This window comes from Streptomyces lavendulae subsp. lavendulae (assembly GCF_002803845.1).
GTDB lineage: Bacteria > Actinomycetota > Actinomycetes > Streptomycetales > Streptomycetaceae > Streptomyces > Streptomyces lavendulae.
The window spans coordinates 2,674,263-2,698,924 of the sequence record NZ_CP024985.1; the positions used below are offsets into that span (position 1 = coordinate 2,674,263).

Sequence of the window (24,662 nt, forward strand, 5' to 3'; positions counted from 1 at the left end):
AGGAGACTTGTGATCACGGCACGGGCGGCTGCCAGTTTCGACCCACAGGGGCGCTCGGTCGCCGCCGCCCGCGCGTTCGTCCGCGACACGCTCCAGGGCTGGGGCTTCGCCGACATCGTCGACGACGCCGTGGTCCTCACGAGCGAGCTCGTCACCAACGCCGTGGTCCACGCCGGCACCCGGGCCGAGGTCCTGTGCCTGCGCTCCGGGGACGGCGTACGCGTGGAGGTCGCCGACCGCTATCCGGAGCGCGAGCTCCCGCTCCAGCCCCCCGGCCGGCGCCCGTACGCCGATCCCGACCGCGAGAGCGGCCGCGGACTGATGCTCTGCGCCGCCCTCGCCACCCGCTGGGGCGTCGAGTACACCACCACCCACAAACACGTGTGGTTCCGCCTCGACCTCCCAGACCGGCCGGTCGGTACCCGCTCCGCGGGCCCCGTCGTCCCCGACCAGCTGCTGCCCCTGGCCGACAGCCGGGTCCGCGTGGCCGTCGTCCAGATCGACTCCGCCGACGCCGTCTCCGCCTGGAACGAGGACGCCGAGCACATCTTCGGCCACCCCGCCGAGAAGACCCTGGGCCGCCCGCTCGCCGAGCTCGCCGCCTGGCCCCAGACCCCCGGCACCGGCACCGGCGTCGCCGAGGCCCTACGCCTGTCCCGCTGGGAGGGCAGCTACGGCATCCGCGGCGCCGACGGCCGCGTGATCCCCGTCTACGCCTCCCACCTGCGCGTCCGCGACGCCCACGGCGAACCCTCCATCGTCTGCCTCCTCGTCCACGACGACGAGCGCGCCCTGCTCCAGACCCCCGCCCGGGTACCCGTGTCCGACGGCGGCCAGCCCACCGAGCCGCGCCCCGCGGACCCCTTCGAGCTGTTCATCGGCTCCCCCGCCCCCGACGACCTGGAGGGCCTGCTCCAGCGCACCGTGGAACGGGCCCGCGACATGCTCGACGCCGACGCCGCCTTCCTCCTCCTCGCCACCGACGACGAGACGGAACTGGAGGTCCGCGCCACCACCGGCCTGCCCTCCACCCGCCAGCGCTTCGCCCGCGTCCCCGTCGAGGCCGGCGCCAGCCGCTACGGATCCGCCCGGATGCCCGCCGTCCACGACGACCTCGCCGCCGTGCCCGGAGCCGTCCCGCTCCTGGAGTCCACCGGCATGCGCTCCGTGGTCACCGTCCCCCTCAAGGTCGAAGGGCGGCTCACCGGCTCCCTCGGCGTCGCCGCCGAGAGCCCCGGCCGCTACACGAACGAAGAGGCCCTGCGCCTCCAGTTCGCCGCCGACCGCCTCGCCCTCGCCGTCGAGTCCGCCCGGCTCGGCGAGCTGGAACGGCTGCGCCGCGGCTCCCTCTCCTTCCTCGTCGAGGCCTCCGACCTGCTCGCCGGCACCCTGGACCGGGACCAGACCCTGGCCCTGATGGCCCAGATGACCGTCCCCACCCTCGCCACCTGGTGCGCCGTCTACACCATCGCCGACCAGGCCTCCGACCCCTTCCTCGCCTACGTCCTGCACGAGGACGAGGAACGCATCGACGACCTCAAGGCCCTCCTCTCCCGGGTCAGCCCGCCCGAACCGGTCCGCGAGGCCGGCGCCCGCCCCTGGCCGGAGGCCGCCGTCGCGGTCGGCGGCGAGACGGTGGTGCTGCCCCTCCTCGCCCGCAACCGCGTCATCGGCCTGCTCACCCTCGGCAAGCCCAGCGAGGAGCACTTCCGCCAGGAGATCCTCGAACTCGCCGACGACCTCTCGCGCCGGGCCGCCCTGGCCCTGGACAACGCCCGCCTCTACTCCGAGCGCACCGCCATCAGCCGCTCCCTCCAGCGCAGCCTCCTGCCGCCCGGCTCCCCCGCGATCCCCGGCATGGAGGTCGAGGTCATCTACCGCGCCGCCGGCGAGGGCAACGAGGTGGGCGGCGACTTCTACGACGTCTTCCCGATCCGCGACGGCGTGTACGGGTTCGCCATCGGCGACGTCTGCGGGACCGGCCCCGAGGCCGCCGCCGTCACCGGCCTGGCCCGCCACGCCCTGCGCCTGCTCGCCCGCGAGGGCCTGGGCGGCCCGGCGGTCCTGGAGCGCCTGAACGCCGCCATCCTCGACGAGGGCGCCCGCAGCCGCTTCCTCACCCTCCTGTACGGGGAACTGCACCCGCGGCCCGACGGCGGCGCCCTGATGAAGGTCGTCTGCGCGGGTCACCCGCTCCCGCTGCGCCTGCGCCCGGACGGCGAGGTCACCGCGGCCGCCGATCCGCAGCCTCTCCTCGGTGTCATCGAGGACCTCGACCTCTACGAACAGACCCTGACCCTCGACCCGGGCGACGTCCTGCTCTGCGTCACCGACGGGGTGACGGAACGCCGCGAGGGCGCCCGCATGCTCGGCGACGACGGCCTGGCCGACGTCCTCACCACCTGTACCGGCCTGACCGCCGGCGCGGTGGCCTCCCGCATCCTGCGGGCGGTGGAGCGCTTCGCGGCGGAACCGGCTTCGGACGACATGGCCATTCTGGCCTTCCGGGTCCCCCACCAGCGCGAGGGCGACTGACCCTCCCGGTCTCAGACGTGGTCGGCGGTGGTCCGGACGGCCCCGAACCGGGGGAAGACCCGGTCCACCGCGAACGCGTGCTCGTCCAGTCGCCGGCAGCACTCCTCGACCTCCGTCCCGGTGTTCTGCGGGCGCCGGCCCTGCCGGAGGCACAACGCAAAAAAGGCCCCCGCCAGATGGCGGGGGCCTTTTCTTTTGGAGCCCTTTAACGGAATCGAACCGTTGACCTTCTCCTTACCATGGAGACGCTCTACCGACTGAGCTAAAAGGGCGGGTTGTTCGGCGGCGTCCTACTCTCCCACAGGGTCCCCCCTGCAGTACCATCGGCGCTGAAAGGCTTAGCTTCCGGGTTCGGAATGTAACCGGGCGTTTCCCTAACGCTATGACCACCGAAACACTATGAAGTTGACCAACCGGGCATTGACACGGTTCGTTACTTCAGAACTAACACAGTGGACGCGAGCAACTGAGGACAAGCCCTCGGCCTATTAGTACCAGTCAGCTCCACCCGTTACCGGGCTTCCACATCTGGCCTATCAACCCAGTCGTCTACTGGGAGCCTTACCCTCTCAAGGAGGTGGGAATACTCATCTTGAAGCAGGCTTCCCGCTTAGATGCTTTCAGCGGTTATCCCTCCCGAACGTAGCCAACCAGCCATGCCCTTGGCAGGACAACTGGCACACCAGAGGTTCGTCCGTCCCGGTCCTCTCGTACTAGGGACAGCCCTTCTCAATATTCCTACGCGCACAGCGGATAGGGACCGAACTGTCTCACGACGTTCTAAACCCAGCTCGCGTACCGCTTTAATGGGCGAACAGCCCAACCCTTGGGACCGACTCCAGCCCCAGGATGCGACGAGCCGACATCGAGGTGCCAAACCATCCCGTCGATATGGACTCTTGGGGAAGATCAGCCTGTTATCCCCGGGGTACCTTTTATCCGTTGAGCGACGGCGCTTCCACAAGCCACCGCCGGATCACTAGTCCCGACTTTCGTCCCTGCTCGACCCGTCGGTCTCACAGTCAAGCTCCCTTGTGCACTTACACTCAACACCTGATTGCCAACCAGGCTGAGGGAACCTTTGGGCGCCTCCGTTACCCTTTGGGAGGCAACCGCCCCAGTTAAACTACCCATCAGACACTGTCCCTGATCCGGATCACGGACCGAGGTTAGACATCCAGCACGACCAGAGTGGTATTTCAACGGCGACTCCACCATGACTGGCGTCACGGCTTCAAAGTCTCCCACCTATCCTACACAAGCCGAACCGAACACCAATATCAAACTGTAGTAAAGGTCCCGGGGTCTTTCCGTCCTGCTGCGCGAAACGAGCATCTTTACTCGTAGTGCAATTTCACCGGGCCTATGGTTGAGACAGTCGAGAAGTCGTTACGCCATTCGTGCAGGTCGGAACTTACCCGACAAGGAATTTCGCTACCTTAGGATGGTTATAGTTACCACCGCCGTTTACTGGCGCTTAAGTTCTCAGCTTCGCAACCCCGAAAGGTCACTAACCGGTCCCCTTAACGTTCCAGCACCGGGCAGGCGTCAGTCCGTATACATCGCCTTACGGCTTCGCACGGACCTGTGTTTTTAGTAAACAGTCGCTTCTCGCTGGTCTCTGCGGCCACCCCCAGCTCACGGAGCAAGTCCGATCACCAGTGATGGCCCCCCTTCTCCCGAAGTTACGGGGGCATTTTGCCGAGTTCCTTAACCATAGTTCACCCGAACGCCTCGGTATTCTCTACCTGACCACCTGAGTCGGTTTAGGGTACGGGCCGCCATGAAACTCGCTAGAGGCTTTTCTCGACAGCATAGGATCATCCACTTCACCACAATCGGCTCGGCATCAGGTCTCAGCCTTAATGAGGGACGGATTTGCCTACCCCTCGGCCTACACCCTTACCCCGGGACAACCACCGCCCGGGCTGGACTACCTTCCTGCGTCACCCCATCGCTTACCTACTACAAGTCTGGTTCGTCGGCTCCACCACTTTCCTTTCCCCGAAGGGTCCGGAACGGCTTCACGGACTTAGCATCGCCTGATTCGATATTGGGCGTTTCAAAGCGGGTACCGGAATATCAACCGGTTGTCCATCGACTACGCCTGTCGGCCTCGCCTTAGGTCCCGACTTACCCTGGGCAGATCAGCTTGACCCAGGAACCCTTAGTCAATCGGCGCACACGTTTCTCACGTGTGTATCGCTACTCATGCCTGCATTCTCACTCGTGAACCGTCCACAACTAGCTTCCGCTGCTGCTTCACCCGGCACACGACGCTCCCCTACCCATCACAGCGGGCGTTGGCCCTATTGCTGCAATGACACGACTTCGGCGGTACGCTTGAGCCCCGCTACATTGTCGGCGCGGAATCACTTGACCAGTGAGCTATTACGCACTCTTTCAAGGGTGGCTGCTTCTAAGCCAACCTCCTGGTTGTCTCTGCGACTCCACATCCTTTCCCACTTAGCGTACGCTTAGGGGCCTTAGTCGATGCTCTGGGCTGTTTCCCTCTCGACCATGGAGCTTATCCCCCACAGTCTCACTGCCGTGCTCTCACTTACCGGCATTCGGAGTTTGGCTAAGGTCAGTAACCCGGTAGGGCCCATCGCCTATCCAGTGCTCTACCTCCGGCAAGAAACACACGACGCTGCACCTAAATGCATTTCGGGGAGAACCAGCTATCACGGAGTTTGATTGGCCTTTCACCCCTAACCACAGGTCATCCCCCAGGTTTTCAACCCTGGTGGGTTCGGTCCTCCACGAAGTCTTACCTCCGCTTCAACCTGCCCATGGCTAGATCACTCCGCTTCGGGTCTAGAGCGTGCAACTCAATCGCCCTATTCGGACTCGCTTTCGCTACGGCTTCCCCACACGGGTTAACCTCGCTACACACCGCTAACTCGCAGGCTCATTCTTCAAAAGGCACGCAGTCACGACTGTATGTGCAAGCACATACAGCGACGCTCCCACGGCTTGTAGGCACACGGTTTCAGGTACTATTTCACTCCGCTCCCGCGGTACTTTTCACCATTCCCTCACGGTACTATCCGCTATCGGTCACCAGGGAATATTTAGGCTTAGCGGGTGGTCCCGCCAGATTCACACGGGATTTCTCGGGCCCCGTGCTACTTGGGAGATGAGCAAGCAAGCCGCTGATGTTTCGTCTACGGGGGTCTTACCCTCTACGCCGGACCTTTCGCATGTCCTTCGACTACATCAACGGTTTCTGACTCGCCGACCGGCCGGCAGACCGATCAAGCTCATTCCCACAACCCCGCATGCGCAACCCCTGCCGGGTATCACACGCATACGGTTTGGCCTCATCCGGTTTCGCTCGCCACTACTCCCGGAATCACGGTTGTTTTCTCTTCCTGAGGGTACTGAGATGTTTCACTTCCCCTCGTTCCCTCCACATGCCCTATGTGTTCAGGCATGGGTGACAGCCCATGACGACTGCCGGGTTTCCCCATTCGGACACCCCCGGATCAAAGCTCAGTTGGCAGCTCCCCGGGGCCTATCGCGGCCTCTCACGTCCTTCATCGGTTCCTGGTGCCAAGGCATCCACCGTGCGCCCTTAAAAACTTGGCCACAGATGCTCGCGTCCACTGTGTAGTTCTCAAGCAACGACCAGCCACCCATCACACCCTGCCGAAGCAGAGTTTTACTGGGGCCGGCATCGCGAAGATAAGACCTTACGGCCGTACCCTCAGATACCCAACAACGTGCCAGGCACGATCCCCTCGACTATCACTGTTTTCCACGCCGAAGCAGTACTTACAGGATGTTCTGGAAACCGTGCCAAATAATCAACGTTCCACCCATGAGCAACCGTGCGATTCATTCGATCGCAGTCGGCTATATGCTCCTTAGAAAGGAGGTGATCCAGCCGCACCTTCCGGTACGGCTACCTTGTTACGACTTCGTCCCAATCGCCAGTCCCACCTTCGACAGCTCCCTCCCTTACGGGTTGGGCCACCGGCTTCGGGTGTTACCGACTTTCGTGACGTGACGGGCGGTGTGTACAAGGCCCGGGAACGTATTCACCGCAGCAATGCTGATCTGCGATTACTAGCGACTCCGACTTCATGGGGTCGAGTTGCAGACCCCAATCCGAACTGAGACCGGCTTTTTGAGATTCGCTCCACCTCACGGTATCGCAGCTCATTGTACCGGCCATTGTAGCACGTGTGCAGCCCAAGACATAAGGGGCATGATGACTTGACGTCGTCCCCACCTTCCTCCGAGTTGACCCCGGCGGTCTCCTGTGAGTCCCCATCACCCCGAAGGGCATGCTGGCAACACAGGACAAGGGTTGCGCTCGTTGCGGGACTTAACCCAACATCTCACGACACGAGCTGACGACAGCCATGCACCACCTGTATACCGACCACAAGGGGGGCACTATCTCTAATGCTTTCCGGTATATGTCAAGCCTTGGTAAGGTTCTTCGCGTTGCGTCGAATTAAGCCACATGCTCCGCCGCTTGTGCGGGCCCCCGTCAATTCCTTTGAGTTTTAGCCTTGCGGCCGTACTCCCCAGGCGGGGAACTTAATGCGTTAGCTGCGGCACCGACGACGTGGAATGTCGCCAACACCTAGTTCCCAACGTTTACGGCGTGGACTACCAGGGTATCTAATCCTGTTCGCTCCCCACGCTTTCGCTCCTCAGCGTCAGTAATGGCCCAGAGATCCGCCTTCGCCACCGGTGTTCCTCCTGATATCTGCGCATTTCACCGCTACACCAGGAATTCCGATCTCCCCTACCACACTCTAGCTAGCCCGTATCGAATGCAGACCCGAGGTTAAGCCTCGGGCTTTCACATCCGACGTGACAAGCCGCCTACGAGCTCTTTACGCCCAATAATTCCGGACAACGCTTGCGCCCTACGTATTACCGCGGCTGCTGGCACGTAGTTAGCCGGCGCTTCTTCTGCAGGTACCGTCACTTTCGCTTCTTCCCTGCTGAAAGAGGTTTACAACCCGAAGGCCGTCATCCCTCACGCGGCGTCGCTGCATCAGGCTTTCGCCCATTGTGCAATATTCCCCACTGCTGCCTCCCGTAGGAGTCTGGGCCGTGTCTCAGTCCCAGTGTGGCCGGTCGCCCTCTCAGGCCGGCTACCCGTCGTCGCCTTGGTGGGCCATTACCCCACCAACAAGCTGATAGGCCGCGGGCTCATCCTTCACCGCCGGAGCTTTCAACCCCCGCCCATGCGGGCAGGAGTGGTATCCGGTATTAGACCCCGTTTCCAGGGCTTGTCCCAGAGTGAAGGGCAGATTGCCCACGTGTTACTCACCCGTTCGCCACTAATCCACCCCGAAGGGCTTCATCGTTCGACTTGCATGTGTTAAGCACGCCGCCAGCGTTCGTCCTGAGCCAGGATCAAACTCTCCATGAATGTTTACCCGTAATCGGGTGCACACACACGTTGAGCGGGCACGTCATGTCGGAATATGACCGACGCGCCACAACGTCCTCGCTGTGTTTGGTTGCCTGCAAGCATCACCCGAAGGCGACCTCACAGGTCTTTTTCAAAGGAACCTCATCCACCGAAGTGGACGGGGTATCAACTTCTGGCGTTGATTTTTGGCACGCTGTTGAGTTCTCAAGGAACGGACGCTTCCTTTGTACTCACCCTCTCGGGCTTTCCTCCGGGCTTTCGTTCTGTGTTCTTGCGTTTCCGACTCTATCAGACTCTTTCGTGTCCGATTTTCCTCGGTGCTTTCCAGGTTCTGCGCTTTCGCGCTTTCCCTTTCCGGCGATTCCGACTCTATCAGATTCTTTTTCCTGGCCGTTACCGGCTGGATTGGAATTCCGATGGCCTTCGGGGGGCCTTTCCCTTTCGGGTGGATCAGACTTTATCAGGTTTCCCCGGGTCCGATTCCCACCCGCCCGCACGCGGCAATCGGGCACACGTGTGTGCCCGGGTCCTTGCGAGGTGGAGACGTAAACGTACTGGAGCGGGGCCCCCGGATGCAAATCCGGTTGCCCCGCTCCAGTGAGGTCGCTACGAACGCGGAGGTCAGACCTCTACGACGACCGGGAGGATCATCGGGCGGCGGCGGTAGCCGTCCGAGACCCACTTGCCCATCGTGCGGCGGATGAGCTGCTGGATCTGGTGCGGCTCGGCGACACCGTCCGCGCCGGCGCGGGCGATCGCGTCCTCGATCTTCGGGAGGATCGCGGCGAAGGCGGAGTCTTCGATGCCGGAGCCGCGGGCCTGGATGTTCGGGCCGCTGACGACCTTGCCGGTGGTGCTGTCCACCACCACGAAGACCGAGATGATGCCCTCGTCGCCGAGGATGCGCCGGTCCTTGAGGGAGGCGTCGGTGACGTCGCCGACCGAGAGGCCGTCCACGTACACGTACCCGGCCTGGACCTTGCCGGAGATCCGGGCCTTGCCGTCGATCAGGTCGACGACCACGCCGTCCTCGGCGATGACGATGCGGTCCTTCGGGACGCCCGTCATGGCACCGAGCTCGGCGTTGGCGCGCAGGTGGCGCCACTCGCCGTGGACCGGCATCAGGTTCCGCGGCTTGCAGATGTTGTAGAAGTACAGCAGCTCGCCCGCGGAGGCGTGGCCGGAGACGTGCACCTTGGCGTTGCCCTTGTGCACGACGTTGGCGCCCCAGCGGGTCAGGCCGTTGATCACGCGGTAGACCGCGTTCTCGTTGCCCGGGATGAGCGAGGACGCCAGGATGACCGTGTCGCCGGGGACGATCCGGATCTGGTGGTCGCGGTTGGCCATGCGGGACAGGGCCGCCATCGGCTCGCCCTGGGAGCCCGTGCAGACCAGCACGACCTCGTCGTCCGGCAGGTCGTCGAGGGTCTTGACGTCGACGATCAGGCCGGCCGGGACCCGCAGGTAGCCCAGGTCACGGGCGATGCCCATGTTCCGGACCATCGAGCGGCCGACGAAGGCGACGCGGCGGCCGTACTCGTGGGCGGCGTCGAGGATCTGCTGGATGCGGTGCACGTGGCTGGCGAAGGACGCCACGATGATCCGCTTCTGGGCCCCCGCGAACACGCCGCGGATGGCGTTGGAGATGTCGCGCTCCGGCGGGACGAAGCCCGGGACCTCGGCGTTCGTCGAGTCCGAGAGGAGGAGGTCGATGCCCTCTTCGCTCAGGCGCGCGAAGGCGTGCAGGTCCGTGAGGCGGTTGTCCAGCGGGAGCTGGTCCATCTTGAAGTCGCCGGTGGCGACGACCAGGCCCGCGCCCGTCCGGATCGCCACGGCGAGGGCGTCCGGAATGGAGTGGTTGACCGCGATGAACTCGCAGTCGAAGGGGCCCAGGTTCTCGCGCTCGCCCTCCTTCACCTCCAGGGTGTAGGGGCGGATGCGGTGCTCCTGGAGCTTGGCCTCGATGAGGGCCAGCGTCAGCTTGGAGCCGATCAGCGGGATGTCCGGCTTCTCCCGAAGGAGGTACGGGACGGCGCCGATGTGGTCCTCGTGACCGTGGGTGAGGACGATGCCCTCGATGTCGTCGAGACGGTCCCGGATCGACGAGAAGTCCGGCAGGATCAGGTCGATGCCCGGCTGCTCCTCTTCGGGGAAGAGGACACCGCAGTCGACGATCAGCAGGCGACCGTCGAACTCGAAGACGGTCATGTTGCGGCCGATCTCGCCGAGACCGCCCAGCGGGGTGACCCGCAGGCCGCCCTTCGGGAGCTTCGGCGGCGGGCCCAGTTCAGGGTGCGGATGGCTCAAAAGTTTCTCCTTCACCACGCGCGCCACGTGCCCCTGGAGGCACGCGGCGCGCATGTCATTCGTGCACTTGCTGTTGTCTGTTTCGTTCTTGGTTATTCAGTTGTGAAGTCTGTTGTCAGAGCTGTACCCCGCCCGCGGCAAGATCGATCTTGAGCTGCGCGGTCTCTTCGTCGGTGAGGCCGACGAGCGGGAGGCGCAGCGGGCCCGCGGGCAGGCCCTGGAGGTTCAGCGCGCCCTTGGTGGTCATCACGCCCTGGGTGCGGAACATGCCGGTGAAGACGGGCAGCAGCTTCTGGTGGATCTCGGTGGCCTTCTGCACGTCGCCGCCCAGGTGGGCGTCGAGCATGGCACGCAGCTCGGGGCTGACCAGGTGGCCGACCACGGAGACGAAGCCGACCGCGCCGACCGACAGGAGCGGCAGGTTCAGCATGTCGTCGCCGGAGTACCAGGCCAGGCCGCTCTGGGCGATCGCCCAGCTGGCGCGGCCGAGGTCGCCCTTGGCGTCCTTGTTGGCCACGATACGGGGGTGCTCGGCCAGCCGGACGAGGGTTTCGGTGTTGATCGGAACACCGCTGCGGCCCGGGATGTCGTAGAGCATGACCGGCAGCCCGGTGGCGTCCGCGATGGCCGTGAAGTGCTGGTAGAGGCCCTCCTGCGGCGGCTTGCTGTAGTACGGGGTCACCGCCAGCAGGCCGTGGGCGCCGGTGCGCTCCGCCTGGCGGGCGAGCTCCAGGGTGTGCCGGGTGTCGTTGGTGCCGATTCCGGCCACGACGTGGGCGCGGTCGCCGACCGCTTCGAGTACGGCTCGTACGAGGTCGTTTTTCTCCGCGTCGGTGGTCGTGGGCGACTCACCGGTGGTGCCGTTGATGATCAGGCCGTCGTTGCCTGCGTCCACCAGGTGGACGGCGAGCCGCTGCGCGCCGTCGAGGTCAAGTGCGCCATCCGCCGTAAACGGCGTGATCATGGCGGTGAGGACCCGCCCGAAGGGGGTCTGCGGAGTCGAGATCGGAGCCATGGGTAACACGCTACTCGCTGCCACGCTCGCGGTGTCCCCTCGGGGGACGTCAACACTGGGTTGGAGCCCGGCACTGCCTGCTCGGGGGTTCAAGCAGTGCCGGGTCCGTTTGATCAGCCTAGATGAACTTTACGAAACGCCGCAATACGGACACTTGGGACTTGTCTCCGCACATCTGTACGCCGCGCGTGCATCGGACCTTACGGGGCAACGCGACCGTTGCCGTTGAAGGCGGCGTAGGTCAGCGGCATGAGCTTGGCCCACTCCCGCTCCATCTTCTCGCCGACCATCTCGATCTCCCGTTGCGGGAAGGACGGCACCGCCGCCAGCTCGTGCTGGGTGCGCAGGCCGAGGAAGTGCATGAGCGAGCGCGCGTTGCACGTGGCGTACATCGAGGAGAAGAGGCCCACCGGCAGGACCGCGCGGGCCACCTCGCGGGCCACGCCGGCCGCGAGCATCTCCTGGTACGCCTCGTAGGCCTGGCGGTACGAGTCCTCCATGACCCGGCCCGTCAGCTCCTGCTGCGCCTCGGTGCCCTCGACGAAGACGTACTTGCCCGGACGGCCCTCCTGGACGAGCTTGCGCTCCGCGTCGGGGACGTAGAAGACCGGCTGGAGCTCCCTGTAGCGGCCGGATTCCTCGTTGTAGGACCAGCCCACCCGGTGGCGCATGAACTCGCGGAACACGAAGATCGGGGCGCTGATGAAGAAGGTCATCGAGTTGTGCTCGAACGGGCTGCCGTGGCGGTCGCGCATCAGGTAGTTGATGAGGCCCTTGGAGCGCTCGGGGTCCTTCTGCAGCTCCTCCAGGGACTGCTCGCCCGCCGTGGAGACGCGGGCCGCCCACAGCACGTCGGAGTCGGCGGCGGAGTGCTTCACCAGCTCCACCGTCACATCGCTGCGGAAGCTGGGTTTCTGGTCTGAAGCGGCGGTCTCGCTCACGCGGGGTCCTTCCGAACGGGTCTTTCCTGGGGCGCGCCCACTCTACGGCGCCACCCGGGGGTGGCCGCGCAGGCGACGGGGCCGCAGGCGGACCGGCGAGGGCGCGCCCGCGTCACCCGGTCGGCTGACGGACCGCCATGAATTTTGGTTAATGTCCCGAATTCCGGCACCGATTGGGCCCTCCGCACGTCCTACAGGGAGAACGCGTTCCGTCCCGTCCGCACCGCCCCCAGGGGCCCGACCGTGAGGAGAGTCGCTCCCTATGTTTCGCCGGCGCGAACCCGTCCCCTTCGCCTTCGTCGCCGAGGCCGACCGATTCCGCAGTAACGTCACTCCGCCGCCGCGCGAGAGTCTGAGCAAGACCCAGATCGCCGCCCGTAGTCTGGTCGGACTGACCGTGGTGGCGGGGCTCGTCGGCTCGCTGCTCTTCGGGATGCCCGCACTGCAGCCGTACAAGGCGCCCGAGAAGGCGCAGCAGTCGGAGGCGTCCGAGGGGCGGTAGCCTCACGGGCACAGTCCAACCGAACGTGCATGTGAGTGAGGTCCAGCCGTGCCCCTGCCCTTCTTGACGGCCGACGGCGTATTCGACGCACACGAGGACGAAGCCCTCCCGCATGCGGATCCCGAACGCTGGCGGCGCCCCTACCGGCCCGGCCCCTGGCGGGTCGCCGGTGCGGCGGTGCTGCTCCTCGTCTCCGCCTTCATGCTGCTGGCCACGGTGATCATCGCCTTCGCCGGCACCTGGGGCGGCGCCGCCGTCGCCGGGACCGCCTCGCTCACCGTGATCGGCTGCGCGCTGCGCATCCTGCGCACGGGCGTGTGGGTGAGCCCGGCCGGGCTGCGCCGAGTCGGGTTCTTCGGGACCCGCTCGATCGCCTGGAACGAGATCGACGCGGTCCGCACGGTCCAGCAGCCGGTGCGCTGGCTGGGGCTGCCGAGGACCGTGCAGGGACAGGCCCTGACGGTGGCCGGGCCCGGCGGCGCGGAGCTCCCGGTGCTGCTGACCGACCACAGCGCCGACTTCCTGGCCCGCGGCGAGGCCTTCGACCGCGCGGCCGGCCGGGTGGAGGCGTGGGCCCGGGAGTACCGGGCCGTGCCTGCCTGACGGCGGGGAGCAGGCCGTGTGGGGCCCGTACGGGGATCAGACCTGTACGGGCCCTTCCTGTGCCGGCGGGGCGGCGTGCAGGGCGATCGCCCGCTGCATCGCCTTGCGGGCCCGCGGGGTGTCGCGGGCGTCGTGGTAGGCCACGGCGAGCCGGAACCAGCTGCGCCAGTCCCCCGGCGCGTCCTCCGTCTCGGCCTTGCGGCGCGCGAAGACCTCGTCGGCGGAGTCCCGCAGGATCCGCCCGTAGCCGTCCCGTTCCAGTTCGTCGACGGGCAGGCCGCCCTCGGCCTCCAGCTCGGCCGCGAGCTGGTTGGCGCGGGTGACGAACCGGGTGTTCATCCAGAGGAACCAGATGCCGATGACCGGCAGGATCAGTACGGCCGCACCGAAGGTGACGGTGAGCCAGGTGCCCTGCTGGAGCAGCATCACGCCCCGGCTGCCGACCAGGACGAAGTAGACGACCAGGACGGCGGCCGTGATGAAGTAGGTGATCTTCGCGCGCATGGGTGCTACTGCCTCATCAGCCGAGGTCGAGGAAGTTTTCCAGGCCGAAGGTGAGGCCCGGGGTCTGCGTCACGCGGCGCGCGCCGAGCAGGATGCCCGGCATGAAGCTGCTGTGGTGCAGGGAGTCGTGACGGATGGTCAGGGTCTCGCCCTCGCCGCCGAGGAGCACCTCCTGGTGGGCCAGCAGGCCGCGCAGGCGGATGGCGTGCACGGGGACCCCGTCGACGTCCGCGCCGCGGGCGCCGTCGAGGGCCGTCGCGGTGGCGTCGGGCTGGGCCCCGAGCCCGGCCTCGGCGCGGGCGGCCGCGATCAGCTGGGCCGTACGGGTCGCCGTACCGGAGGGGGCGTCGACCTTCTTCGGGTGGTGCAGCTCGACGACCTCGACGGATTCGAAGTAGCGGGCGGCCTGGGCGGCGAACTTCATGGTGAGGACCGCGCCGATGGAGAAGTTCGGGGCGATGAGCACCCCGGTCCCCGGGGAGGCGGCGAGCCAGGCGTCCAGCTGCGCGAGGCGGTCCTCGGTCCAGCCGGTGGTACCGACCACGGCGTGGATGCCGTGGCCGATGAGGAAGTCGAGGTTGTCCATCACCGAGTCGGGGGTGGTCAGCTCGACCGCGACCTGGGCGCCCGCCTCGGCGAGCGCCTGCAGCTTGTCGCCGCGGCCCAGGGCCGCCACCAGCTCCATGTCCTCGGCGGCCTCGACCGCCTTGACCGCCTCGGAGCCGATGCGGCCCCGGGCGCCGAGGACTGCCACGCGCAGCTTGCTCATGTTGCTTCCTTCGTGTCCGTACGGAACTAGGCGACCGCTTCGTCGAGGCGGGCGGCCTGCTTCTCCTTGAGCGGGCCGATCACGGCGAGCGAGGGCCGCTGTGCCAGTACATCCTGGGCGACCGCGCGGACGTCGTCCGGGGTCACGTCCGCGATGCGGGACAGCATGTCGTCGACCGACATCTGGTCGCCCCAGCACAGCTCGCTCTTGCCGATGCGGTTCATGATCGCGCCGGTGTCCTCCAGGCCGAGGACGGTGGAGCCGGACAGCTGGCCGATGGCGCGCCGGATCTCCTCGTCGGTGAGGCCTTCGGAGGCGACCTTGTCGAGCTCGTCGCGGCAGATCCGCAGCACGTCGTGGACCTGGCCGGTCCGGCAGCCCGCGTAGACGCCGAAGAGGCCGGTGTCGGCGAAGGCCGAGGTGTACGAGTACACGCTGTAGGCGAGGCCGCGCTTCTCCCGGACCTCCTGGAAGAGGCGGGAGGACATGCCGCCGCCGAGGGCGGTGTTGAGCACGCCCAGGGCCCAGCGGCGCTCGTCGGTGCGGGCGATGCCCGGCATGCCGAGGACCACGTGGGCCTGTTCGGTCCTGCGGTTGACCAGGTCGACGCGGCCGGCGGTGCGGATGCGCTTGGTGCCGGTGCGGGGGCCGATCGGCGCCGCGTCGGTGTGCCCGAGCGCGCCGGCCCTCTCGAAGGCCGCGCGGACCTGGCGTACGACCTTGTTGTGGTCGACGTTGCCGGCGGCGGCCACGACCAGCCGGGTGGGGTCGTAGTGCTTCTTCCAGAAGCGGCGGATCCGGTCGGCGCCGAGGGCGTTGATCGTGTCGACGGTGCCGAGGACGGGGCGGCCGAGCGGCGAGTCCCCGTACATGGTCTGCGCGAACAGGTCGTGGACCATGTCGCCCGGGTCGTCCTCGGTCATCGCGATCTCTTCGAGGATGACCCCGCGCTCGGCGTCGACGTCCTCCTCGCGGATCAGCGAGCCGGTGAGCATGTCGCAGACCACGTCGATGGCCAGTGGCAGGTCGGTGTCGAGTACCCGGGCGTAGTAGCAGGTGTACTCCTTCGCCGTGAAGGCGTTCATCTCGCCGCCGACCGCGTCGATGGCGGAGGAGATGTCGAGGGCACTGCGCTTGTGGGTGCCCTTGAAGAGGAGGTGCTCCAGGTAGTGCGTGGCGCCGTTGAGGGTGGGCGTCTCGTCCCGGGAGCCGACGTTCGCCCAGATGCCGAAGGTGGCGGAGCGGACGGAGGGCAGCGTCTCGGTGACGACGCGCAGGCCGCCGGGCAGGACGGTGCGCCGGACGGTGCCGATGCCGTTCTGCCCCTTGAGCAGGGTTTGGGTACGGGCGACGGCCCGCCCCTCCGAAGAGGGGCGGGCCGTCACACGCGAACTACGCGACGTCACTTGTCGGAGTCGTCCTTGTCAGCGTCGTCACCGGCGGCCTCGCCGTCGATCACGGGGATCAGGGAGAGCTTGCCGCGCTGGTCGATCTCGGCGATCTCGACCTGCACCTTGGTGCCGACCGCGAGCACGTCCTCGACGTTCTCCACGCGCTTGCCACCGGCGAGCTTGCGGATCTGCGAGATGTGCAGCAGGCCGTCCTTGCCGGGCATCAGGGAGACGAAGGCACCGAAGGTGGTGGTCTTGACGACCGTACCCAGGTAGCGTTCGCCGACCTCCGGCATGGTCGGGTTGGCGATCGCGTTGATCGTGGCGCGGGCGGCCTCGGCGGCCGGGCCGTCGGAGGCACCGATGTAGATGGTGCCGTCGTCCTCGATCGTGATCTCGGCGCCGGTGTCCTCCTGGATCTGGTTGATCATCTTGCCCTTGGGGCCGATGACCTCACCGATCTTGTCCACGGGGATCTTGACGGTGATGATCCGCGGGGCGAACGGGGACATCGCGTCCGGCGTGTCGATCGCTTCCATCATCACGTCGAGGATGTGGAGGCGGGCGTCGCGGGCCTGGGTGAGGGCCGCGGCCAGGACGGAGGCCGGGATGCCGTCCAGCTTGGTGTCGAGCTGGAGGGCGGTGACGAACTCCTTGGTGCCGGCGACCTTGAAGTCCATGTCGCCGAAGGCGTCCTCCGCACCGAGGATGTCGGTGAGGGCGACGTAGTGGGTCTTGCCGTCGATCTCCTGGGAGATCAGGCCCATGGCGATACCGGCGACGGGGGCCTTGAGGGGCACACCGGCGTTCAGCAGCGACATGGTGGAGGCGCAGACCGAGCCCATGGACGTCGAACCGTTGGAGCCGAGGGCCTCGGACACCTGGCGGATCGCGTAGGGGAACTCCTCGCGGGTCGGCAGGACCGGCACGATCGCGCGCTCGGCGAGCGCGCCGTGGCCGATCTCGCGGCGCTTCGGGGAGCCGACGCGGCCGGTCTCGCCGACGGAGTACGGCGGGAAGTTGTAGTTGTGCATGTAGCGCTTGCGGGTCACCGGGGAGAGGGTGTCCAGCTGCTGCTCCATGCGGAGCATGTTGAGGGTGGTGACGCCCAGGATCTGGGTCTCGCCACGCTCGAACAGCGCCGAGCCGTGCACGCGCGGGATGGCCTCGACCTCGGCGGCGAGGGTACGGATGTCCGTGAGCCCGCGGCCGTCGATGCGGACCTTGTCCTTGATGACGCGCTCGCGCACCAGGGCCTTGGTCAGGCTGCGGTAGGCGGCGGAGATCTCCTTCTCGCGGCCCTCGAAGGCCGGGAGGAGCTTCTCGGCGGCGATGTCCTTGACGCGGTCCAGCTCGGCCTCGCGGTCCTGCTTGCCCGCGATGGTCAGCGCCTGGGAGAGGTCGCCCTTGACGGCGGCCGCGAGGGCCTCGTACACGTCGTCCTGGTAGTCCAGGAAGACCGGGAACTCGCCCTCGGGCTTGGCGGCCTTGGCGGCCAGGTCGGCCTGGGCCTTGCAGAGGACCTTGATGAACGGCTTCGCGGCCTCCAGGCCGGAGGCGACGATCTCCTCGGTCGGCGCCTCGGCGCCGCCCTTGACGAGGGCGATGGTCTGCTCCGTGGCCTCGGCCTCGACCATCATGATCGCGACGTCGCCGTCTTCGAGGGTGCGGCCCGCGACGACCATGTCGAAGACGGCGTCCTCAAGCTCGGTGTGCGTCGGGAAGGCCACCCACTGGCCGCGGATCAGCGCGACGCGGACGCCGCCGATCGGGCCGGAGAAGGGCAGGCCGGCCAGCTGGGTGGACGCGGACGCGGCGTTGATCGCGACGACGTCGTACAGGTGGTCGGGGTTGAGCGCCATGACCGTCGCGACGACCTGGATCTCGTTGCGCAGGCCCTTCTTGAAGGACGGGCGCAGCGGGCGGTCGATCAGGCGGCAGGTGAGGATCGCGTCCTCGGAGGGGCGGCCCTCACGGCGGAAGAACGAGCCGGGGATCTTGCCGGCCGCGTACTGGCGCTCCTCGACGTCCACCGTCAGGGGGAAGAAGTCGAGCTGGTCCTTGGGCTTCTTCGACGCGGTGGTGGCGGAAAGCACCATCGTGTCGTCGTCCAGGTAGGCAACGGCGGAGCCGGCGGCCTGGCGGGCCAGGCGGCCCGTCTCGAAGCGGATGGTGCGGGTGCCGAAGGAGCCGTTGTCAATGACGGCCTCGGCGTAGTGGGTCTCGTTCTCCACTAGCGTTTTCTCCATTTTCGTCGTCTCCGTCCACCACCCGTGTGGTGGGGGACGGTTTCGGAGAAGCGCTCCTGGCGTGCGGGCCGGTCTTCGATCGAAGCACCCGGTTCCGATCCCCGTCACGGGGATTTCCGGATGCCACTACCGAGGACCGGCGGCGTAGGGAGGGCGCTCCTCCTCTTCGGTCGTGCGCTGTGTCCAGACTACAAAGCGTCCGGTACGTCGCGCACGTACAGCAAAGGGAGCGGCCCCATCGGTGTGGGAACCGCTCCCTTCACAGCGTCTTTACTTGGCGCCGGCCGCACCGCGACGGATGCCGAGGCGCTCGACCAGCGTACGGAAGCGCTGGATGTCCTTCTTGGCCAGGTACTGCAGCAGGCGGCGACGCTGGCCGACCAGGATCAGCAGACCACGACGGGAGTGGTGGTCGTGCTTGTGGGCCTTCAGGTGCTCGGTCAGGTCCGAGATGCGGCGGGAGAGCATCGCGACCTGGACCTCGGGAGAGCCGGTGTCGCCCTCCTTGGCACCGAACTCTGCGATGATCTGCTTCTTCGTAGCGGCGTCGAGCGGCACGCGTACTCCTCGTTTTGGTCTTCGTAGCCACCGAGTGCCCCAGGTCGAATTCTCTGGGGATCTTCCGTAACTCGGGAGGCGGGGTCCGCTGAGCGCAGCCTCCAGAGCAGGTCCGGGGGCGCGTACACAAACGGCCGTCACACAGCGTACCAGGCTGCCGGGTCGCGCCGTCTCAGCTGGTGAGAGACCGGGCGCGGCCGTAGACGTCGAGCACGGCCAGGGCCAGCGGGACCAGGCTGAGCAGTACTGCGGCCTCGGTGAGGTCGAGCAGCCGTCCCCAGAAGGGTGACAGGCCCTTGCGGGGGATGACAAGCGCAATTCCCGCGAGGAGGGCCGCGCCGGCGGCGACGGCGGCGGAGAGCCAGATCGTACGGAGGTCCAGGCCGCCGCGGTCGTGGTAGCGCACGAAGTCGAACATCAGATCGGCGGGCGGGTGCAGTGCGAGGCCCAGGATCAGCAGCGCGACGGAGGCCAGGCCGGCGACGAGGGCGCAGGCCACCTGGGAGGTGTACCGGAAGAGCCGGGCCCGCAGCAGCATGGCCAGGCCCGCGGCCAGGGCCAGCAGCCGGCCCCAGGTGCCGTCCGAGAAGCCGAGGACGGCGGCCGAGCCCACGACCACGGCGGCGCAGCCCCCGACCAGGCCGAGGAGCATCTCGTGGCCGCGGCGGGCCTGCGCGGCGATCTGCTCGGCGTCGAGCGGGGCGGCCGGGTCGTGCCCGGGGGCGGCGGGGGCGTCCGGGTCGGCGCCGGAGGCGGTCTCGTAGCGGTCCGGGCTCGCCGTGTACTCGACGTACTCGGCCGCACTGCGCGGGGCGGCGTACCCGATGGGCAGCCGGGCGAAGCGGGCCGAGAGGCCGGGGAGGAAGGCGACGAGCCCGATGGCGACGGGGGCGCAGACGGCGGCGGTCGCGGTGGCGGAGGCCCCGGCGGCGATGGCGGCGAAGGTGGCCAGGCTCCCGGTGGCGGCGAGGAAGGTGGCCGCGACGAAGGGGGCGTCGCCGTCCGGGATGAGTGCGACGAGGGCGACGGAGGCGACGAGGACGCAGAGGCAGCCGAGCAGGAACTGCAGGCGGCCCGGCCCCTGGCCCGCGCCGGCGGCGACGATGCCGGATCCGGCGATCAGCAGGTGCGGCAGGCCGCCGAGGCCGAGCGCGACTGCGGAGCCGCGGTCGCGGTAGACGCGGGCGCGCACCCCGGCGGCGGCGGTGAGCAGGAGGCCCACGGCCCCCGCGATGATCCCCGGCAGGCCGTGCATGTCGTGCCGCAGGGGATCGGCGTACCAGAGGACGAACCCGAGCAGGACGAGCAGCAGGGCGGCGCCGGCCAGGCCCGCCCCGCGCAGCATGTCGTCGCTCCAGCGGTGCCGGTCGCGCACGACCGCCGCGGCGACCGCGTCGGAGACGTCGTCGAAGACGGCCGGCGGCAGGGACTCGGCGAAGGGGCGCAGGCTGAGCACCTCGCCGTCGAGCACCTGCTGGGCGGCGAGGGTGCGGGCGCCGTCGAGGACGGTGCCGGAGCGGCGCACGAGGTGGAATCCGGTGGGGGCGCCGACGGGCTGGGTCTGGCCGGTGAGGCGCAGCAGCTCCGGGTAGACGTCGGCGACGGCGATGTCCTCGGGGAGGGCGACGTCGATGCGGCTGTCGGGAGCCACGACGGTGACCCTGCAGAACCCCGTCGCCTCGGCCGTACTCACCTGTGGGACCCCCCTGGTTGGCGCCGGTGGCGGCGTCCGATTCGCGGATGCGCATGCTGCGCGCGTCACCCTACCCGGCGGGGGTGCGACTGTCGGCAAGTAGGATCACCGGGCGCGGAGGAGTCCCCCTCCACGCCCGGGACTTGGGGGCGCCGGTTGCGGCGTCCCGTCCGTTTTCAAGGGATTGATGCTCCGGTGAGCCAGATCGTCGTCAAACGCCCGCCCCGGTCCCTGCCGCCCGAGGTGCCTTCGGACGACCTGAGACTGGAGGCTCCGCCGGAACTCCCGCGGGGGCAGCAGGAGGGCATGCTGATGCAGCTCCTGCCGATGCTCGGCATGGGCTCGTCGGTCGTCTTCTTCTTCATGCCGGGTGCGGCGCCGTTCATGCGCATCATGGGCGTGCTGATGCTGGCGTCGACGGTGGGCATGGTCATAGCCCAGCTGGTGCGCTTCCGGCGCGGTACGCAGGGGCAAATGGCGGACGTACGCCGGGACTACCTCAAGTACCTCGCGCAGACGCGCCGTCAGGTGCGCAGGACCGCACGGGCGCAGCGTGACGCGCAGCTGTACCTGCACCCGGCGCCCGAGCAGCTGTGGTCGGTGGTGGCGGAGGGCTCGCGGCTGTGGGAACGGCGGGTGGGCGACGCGGACTTCGGCCAGGCCCGGCTGGGCCTGGGCGCGCAGCGGCTCGCGACGGCCCTGGTGGCTCCGGACACGGCTCCGGTGGACGAGCTGGAGCCGCTGACGGCGGGCGCGATGCAGCGGTTCCTGAAGGTGCACTCCTCGCTGGACGGGCTGCCGGTGGCGCTGTCGATCCGGGCGTTCTACCACGTGACGGTGTCCGGGGAGCCGGAGTCGGCGCGCGGTACGGCGCGGGCGCTGGTGGCGCAGCTGGCGACGCTGCACTCCCCCGAGGACCTGGTGGTGGCGGTGGTGGCCGCGCCGGGGGCGGTGCCGTCGTGGGACTGGGTGAAGTGGCTGCCGCACACGCAGGTGCCGGGCCGGGTCGACGGGGCGGGCACGAAGCGGCTGTTCGGCGATGACCTCGGTGAGCTGGAGGAGCTGCTGGGCCCGCGGCTGGAGGGGCGGTCGCGGTTCAGCCGCGAGGGGTCCCCGGTGCTGGACCAGCCGCACCTGATGGTGGTCCTCGACGGTGGACTGGTGCCGCCGGACTCGGTGTTCGCGGCCGCCGAGGGCCTCCAGGGCGTGACCATCGTGGAGGTGGTCGCGGGCGAGCTGGACGAGCCGCGTGGCGGTCTGTCGGTCGTGGTGCGGCCAGGCCGGCTGCGGCTGGAGTCGGGCGCGGGCGTCGTGTACGAGGGCACGCCGGACGTCCTGTCGCTGCCGGCGGCGGAGGCCCTGGCGCGTCAGCTGGCGCCGCTGCGCACGGGTGGCGGGGACGACGACGAACCGCTGCTGGCGAACCTGGACTTCACCGACCTGCTGAACCTGGGCGACGCGGCGGCCGTCGACGTGGCGCGGACCTGGCGGCCGCGTTCGGCCGGCGAGCGGCTGCGCGTGCCGATCGGTGTGGGCGAGGACGGCGCGCCGGTGATGCTGGACCTGAAGGAGGCCGCGCAGGAGGGCATGGGCCCGCACGGCCTGTGCGTGGGGGCGACCGGTTCGGGCAAGTCGGAGCTGTTGCGCACGCTGGTGCTGGGGCTGGCGGTGACGCACACCTCGGAGACGCTGAACTTCGTGCTCGCCGACTTCAAGGGCGGTGCCACCTTCACCGGGATGGGGCAGATGCCGCACGTCGCGGCGGTGATCACCAACCTGGCGGACGACCTCACGCTGGTGGACCGGATGGGCGACTCGATCCGCGGGGAGCTCCAGCGCCGTCAGGAGCTGCTGCGCTCGGCGGGCAACTACGCGAACATCCACGACTACGAGAAGGCCCGCGCGGCGGGCGCCCCGCTGGAGCCGCTGGCCTCGCTGGTGCTGGTCATCGACGAGTTCTCCGAGCTGCTCACGGCGAAGCCCGACTTCATCGACATGTTCATCCAGATCGGCCGCATCGGCCGTTCGCTGGGCGTGCACCTGCTGCTGGCCTCGCAGCGGCTGGAGGAGGGCAAGCTGCGCGGACTGGACACGTACCTGTCGTACCGGATCGGCCTGCGGACCTTCTCGGCGGCGGAGTCGCGCACGGCGATCGGCGTGCCGGACGCGTACCACCTGCCGTCGGTGCCCGGTTCGGGGTACCTGAAGTTCGGCACGGACGAGATGACCCGCTTCAAGGCGGCCTACGTGTCGGGCACCTACCGTTCGGGCGGGCCGGACCTGTCGGCGGGGCCGTTCCCGGTGGAGCGGCGGCCGGTGCTGTTCACGGCGGCCCCGGTGCCGGTGGTGTACGCGGCCCCGGACCCGGCGTACCTGGCGGCGGGCGCGGTCCGGGAGGACGACGCGCTCGCGGACACGGTGCTCGACGTGATCGTGGGCCGGCTGGAGGGGCAGGGGGTGCCGGCGCACCAGGTGTGGCTGCCGCCGCTGGACCAGGCGCCGCCGCTGGACCAGCTGCTGCCGGCGCTGGCCCCGTCGGCGGAGCGGGGGCTGCACGCGCAGGGGTACACCCGGCCCGGTGGGCTGGTCGTTCCGCTCGGTCTGATCGACAAACCCTTCGAGCAGCGCCGCGAGGTGCTCTACCGGGACTTCTCGGGGGCGGCGGGCCACATGATGGTGGTCGGCGGTCCGCAGTCGGGCAAGTCGACGCTGATGCGGACGCTGATCTCGGCGTTCGCGCTCACGCACACCCCGCGCGAGGTGCAGTTCTACGGGCTGGACTTCGGCGGCGGCGGTCTGTCCGCGGTGTCGGAGCTGCCGCACGTGGGCGGGATCGCCTCCCGGCTCGATCCGGAGCGGGTGCGGCGTACGGTCGCGGAGGTGGCGGGGGTCCTCAACCGGCGCGAGGAGTTCTTCCGGGCGAACGGCATCGACTCCGTCGCCACCTACCGGCGGCGGCGCGCGGCGGGCGAGCTGCCCGGCGAGGCGTGGGGCGACGTGTTCCTGATCGTCGACGGCTGGGGCGGTTTCCGCACCGAGTACGAGGGCCTGGAGCCGGTGGTCACGGACATCGCGTCCCGTGGTCTGGGCTACGGGATCCACGTGGTGGTCACGGCGGCCCGGTACATGGAGGTGCGGGCCGCGCTGAAGGACCAGATGCTGGGCCGGCTGGAGCTGCGGCTCGGCGACGTGATGGACTCCGAGTTCGACCGGCGGGTCGCGGCCAACGTGCCGACGGGGATGCCGGGACGCGGCCAGGTGCCGGAGAAGCTGCACTTCCTGGGCGCCCTGCCGCGCGTCGACGGCGCACACGACCCCGACAGCCTCTCTGAGGCCACGGCCGCCTTCGTGGCGGCGGTGCGCTCGGGCTGGTCGGGGCCGGCGGCTCCGGGCGTACGGCTGCTGCCGCGGCTGCTGCACGCGGACCGGCTGCCCAAGGGCGGGGAGTTCCCGGAGCGCGGGATCGCGATCGGCATCGACGAGACCGCGCTGGAGCCGGTGTTCGTCGACTTCGAGACGGACCCCTTCTTCCTGGTGTTCGGCGAGAGCGAGTCCGGGAAGACGAACCTGCTGCGGCTCATCGCCCGGCAGATCGCCGACCGGTACTCCCCGGACCAGGCCAAACTGGTCGTGGGCGACTACCGGCGCGGGCTGCTGGGGGCGCTGCCGGAGGAGCACCTGCTGGAGTACGCGCCGATGGCGGGCTCCCTGCAGATGCACATGGAGGCGCTGGGCGGGGTGTTCTCGCGCCGGCAGCCGCCCACCGACGTCACCCCGCAGCAGCTGCGCGACCGCAGCTGGTGGACGGGCCCGGACGTGTACATCGTGATCGACGACTACGACCTGGTCGCGACGAGCCAGGGCAATCCGCTGGCGCAGCTCGTGGAGTTCCTGCCGTTCGCCCGGGACACGGGCGTCCGCTTCATCATCGCGCGCAGCTCGGCGGGGGCCTCCCGGGCGCTGTACGAGCCCTTCATGCAGCGGATCAAGGAGCTGGGCGCGCAGGGCGTGGTGCTGTCGGGCGACCCCTCCGAGGGCGATCTGCTGGGCACCGTACGCCCGCGGCCGATGCCGCCGGGCCGCGGCTGGTTCGTCTCGCGCAGGCGCGGCACGTCGCTCGTGCAGCTCGGGCGGATGCCGGGGCTGTGAGGGCCGGTGCGGCCCGGCCGGGTGCGGGGTGATCATCGGGAAACG

14 protein-coding genes, 1 tRNA gene and 3 rRNA genes are annotated in these 24,662 nt (G+C 68.3%); 4 read left to right on the plus strand and 14 right to left on the minus strand.

Features of this window, described 5'->3' with window-relative positions; translation table 11 throughout:
• Positions 1 to 9 precede the first annotated feature (9 nt).
• Positions 10 to 2,535 carry a SpoIIE family protein phosphatase gene (locus SLAV_RS11050; RefSeq protein ID WP_030240204.1) on the plus strand — a complete coding sequence of 842 codons (2,526 nt, stop codon included), beginning with the start codon at positions 10 to 12 and terminating at the stop codon, positions 2,533 to 2,535.
• A gap of 11 nt (positions 2,536 to 2,546) precedes the next feature.
• Here the strand turns inward: SLAV_RS11050 and SLAV_RS40985 are convergent, their stop codons facing one another.
• From SLAV_RS40985 to thyX, 8 genes are all read right to left on the minus strand, one after another.
• The gene (locus SLAV_RS40985) at positions 2,547 to 2,690 is read right to left on the minus strand and encodes a hypothetical protein (protein ID WP_158740962.1); all 144 of its coding nucleotides are present in this window, start codon (positions 2,688 to 2,690) and stop codon (positions 2,547 to 2,549) included.
• A 41-nt stretch (positions 2,691 to 2,731) separates the two neighbouring features.
• Positions 2,732 to 2,807, minus strand: a tRNA-Thr gene (locus tag SLAV_RS11055).
• 5 nt (positions 2,808 to 2,812) lie between these two features.
• Positions 2,813 to 2,929, minus strand: a 5S ribosomal RNA gene (rrf, locus tag SLAV_RS11060).
• Positions 2,930 to 3,003: 74 nt separating this feature from the next.
• A 23S ribosomal RNA gene (locus SLAV_RS11065) occupies positions 3,004 to 6,126 on the minus strand.
• A 282-nt stretch (positions 6,127 to 6,408) separates the two neighbouring features.
• Positions 6,409 to 7,933 (minus strand): 16S ribosomal RNA (locus SLAV_RS11070).
• The 16S, 23S and 5S rRNA genes sit together here with 1 tRNA gene alongside, the layout of an rRNA operon.
• 624 nt (positions 7,934 to 8,557) lie before the next feature.
• Positions 8,558 to 10,243 carry a ribonuclease J gene (locus SLAV_RS11080; protein ID WP_030227611.1) on the minus strand — a complete coding sequence of 562 codons (1,686 nt, stop codon included), beginning with the start codon at positions 10,241 to 10,243 and terminating at the stop codon, positions 8,558 to 8,560.
• A gap of 115 nt (positions 10,244 to 10,358) precedes the next feature.
• Positions 10,359 to 11,258 carry a 4-hydroxy-tetrahydrodipicolinate synthase gene (gene dapA, locus SLAV_RS11085; RefSeq protein WP_030227610.1) on the minus strand — a complete coding sequence of 300 codons (900 nt, stop codon included), beginning with the start codon at positions 11,256 to 11,258 and terminating at the stop codon, positions 10,359 to 10,361.
• Between the two features lie 200 nt (positions 11,259 to 11,458).
• The gene (thyX, locus tag SLAV_RS11090) at positions 11,459 to 12,199 is read right to left on the minus strand and encodes an FAD-dependent thymidylate synthase (protein WP_030227608.1); all 741 of its coding nucleotides are present in this window, start codon (positions 12,197 to 12,199) and stop codon (positions 11,459 to 11,461) included.
• 262 nt (positions 12,200 to 12,461) lie between these two features.
• Here thyX and SLAV_RS11095 point away from each other — a divergent pair, with 262 nt between their 5' ends.
• Both SLAV_RS11095 and SLAV_RS11100 read left to right on the plus strand, forming a co-directional pair.
• A complete protein-coding gene (locus SLAV_RS11095; RefSeq protein WP_030227605.1) occupies positions 12,462 to 12,701 on the plus strand; it encodes a hypothetical protein in 240 nt (79 codons plus the stop codon).
• A 48-nt stretch (positions 12,702 to 12,749) separates the two neighbouring features.
• Positions 12,750 to 13,304: an SCO5741 family PH domain-containing membrane protein gene (locus tag SLAV_RS11100; RefSeq protein ID WP_030227604.1), complete on the plus strand. Its 555-nt coding sequence runs from the start codon at positions 12,750 to 12,752 to the stop codon at positions 13,302 to 13,304.
• Positions 13,305 to 13,340: 36 nt separating this feature from the next.
• Here SLAV_RS11100 and SLAV_RS11105 read toward each other — a convergent pair whose 3' ends face one another.
• The 6 genes from SLAV_RS11105 to eccD all read right to left on the minus strand — a co-directional run bounded on the left by SLAV_RS11105 (position 13,341) and on the right by eccD (position 20,468).
• Positions 13,341 to 13,808, minus strand: a complete 468-nt coding sequence (locus tag SLAV_RS11105) for a hypothetical protein (protein ID WP_030227603.1) — start codon at positions 13,806 to 13,808, stop codon at positions 13,341 to 13,343.
• Positions 13,809 to 13,824: 16 nt separating this feature from the next.
• Positions 13,825 to 14,577, minus strand: a complete 753-nt coding sequence (gene dapB, locus SLAV_RS11110) for a 4-hydroxy-tetrahydrodipicolinate reductase (RefSeq protein ID WP_030227602.1) — start codon at positions 14,575 to 14,577, stop codon at positions 13,825 to 13,827.
• 26 nt (positions 14,578 to 14,603) lie between these two features.
• A complete protein-coding gene (locus SLAV_RS11115) occupies positions 14,604 to 15,983 on the minus strand; it encodes a M16 family metallopeptidase (RefSeq protein ID WP_030227600.1) in 1,380 nt (459 codons plus the stop codon).
• Positions 15,980 to 18,202, minus strand: coding sequence for a polyribonucleotide nucleotidyltransferase (locus SLAV_RS11120; protein WP_030227599.1), 2,223 nt, complete (start codon positions 18,200 to 18,202; stop codon positions 15,980 to 15,982). Before SLAV_RS11120 ends, SLAV_RS11115 begins: the two co-directional genes overlap by 4 nt.
• Positions 18,203 to 18,487: 285 nt before the next feature.
• Positions 18,488 to 18,775, minus strand: a complete 288-nt coding sequence (gene rpsO / locus SLAV_RS11125) for a 30S ribosomal protein S15 (RefSeq protein ID WP_030227598.1) — start codon at positions 18,773 to 18,775, stop codon at positions 18,488 to 18,490.
• Between the two features lie 172 nt (positions 18,776 to 18,947).
• Complete coding sequence (eccD, locus tag SLAV_RS11130) at positions 18,948 to 20,468, minus strand: type VII secretion integral membrane protein EccD (RefSeq protein ID WP_030227597.1); 1,521 nt, start codon at positions 20,466 to 20,468, stop codon at positions 18,948 to 18,950.
• 195 nt (positions 20,469 to 20,663) lie between these two features.
• Here eccD and SLAV_RS11135 point away from each other — a divergent pair, with 195 nt between their 5' ends.
• Complete coding sequence (locus SLAV_RS11135; protein ID WP_030227596.1) at positions 20,664 to 24,617, plus strand: type VII secretion protein EccC; 3,954 nt, start codon at positions 20,664 to 20,666, stop codon at positions 24,615 to 24,617.
• Positions 24,618 to 24,662: the final 45 nt, after the last annotated feature.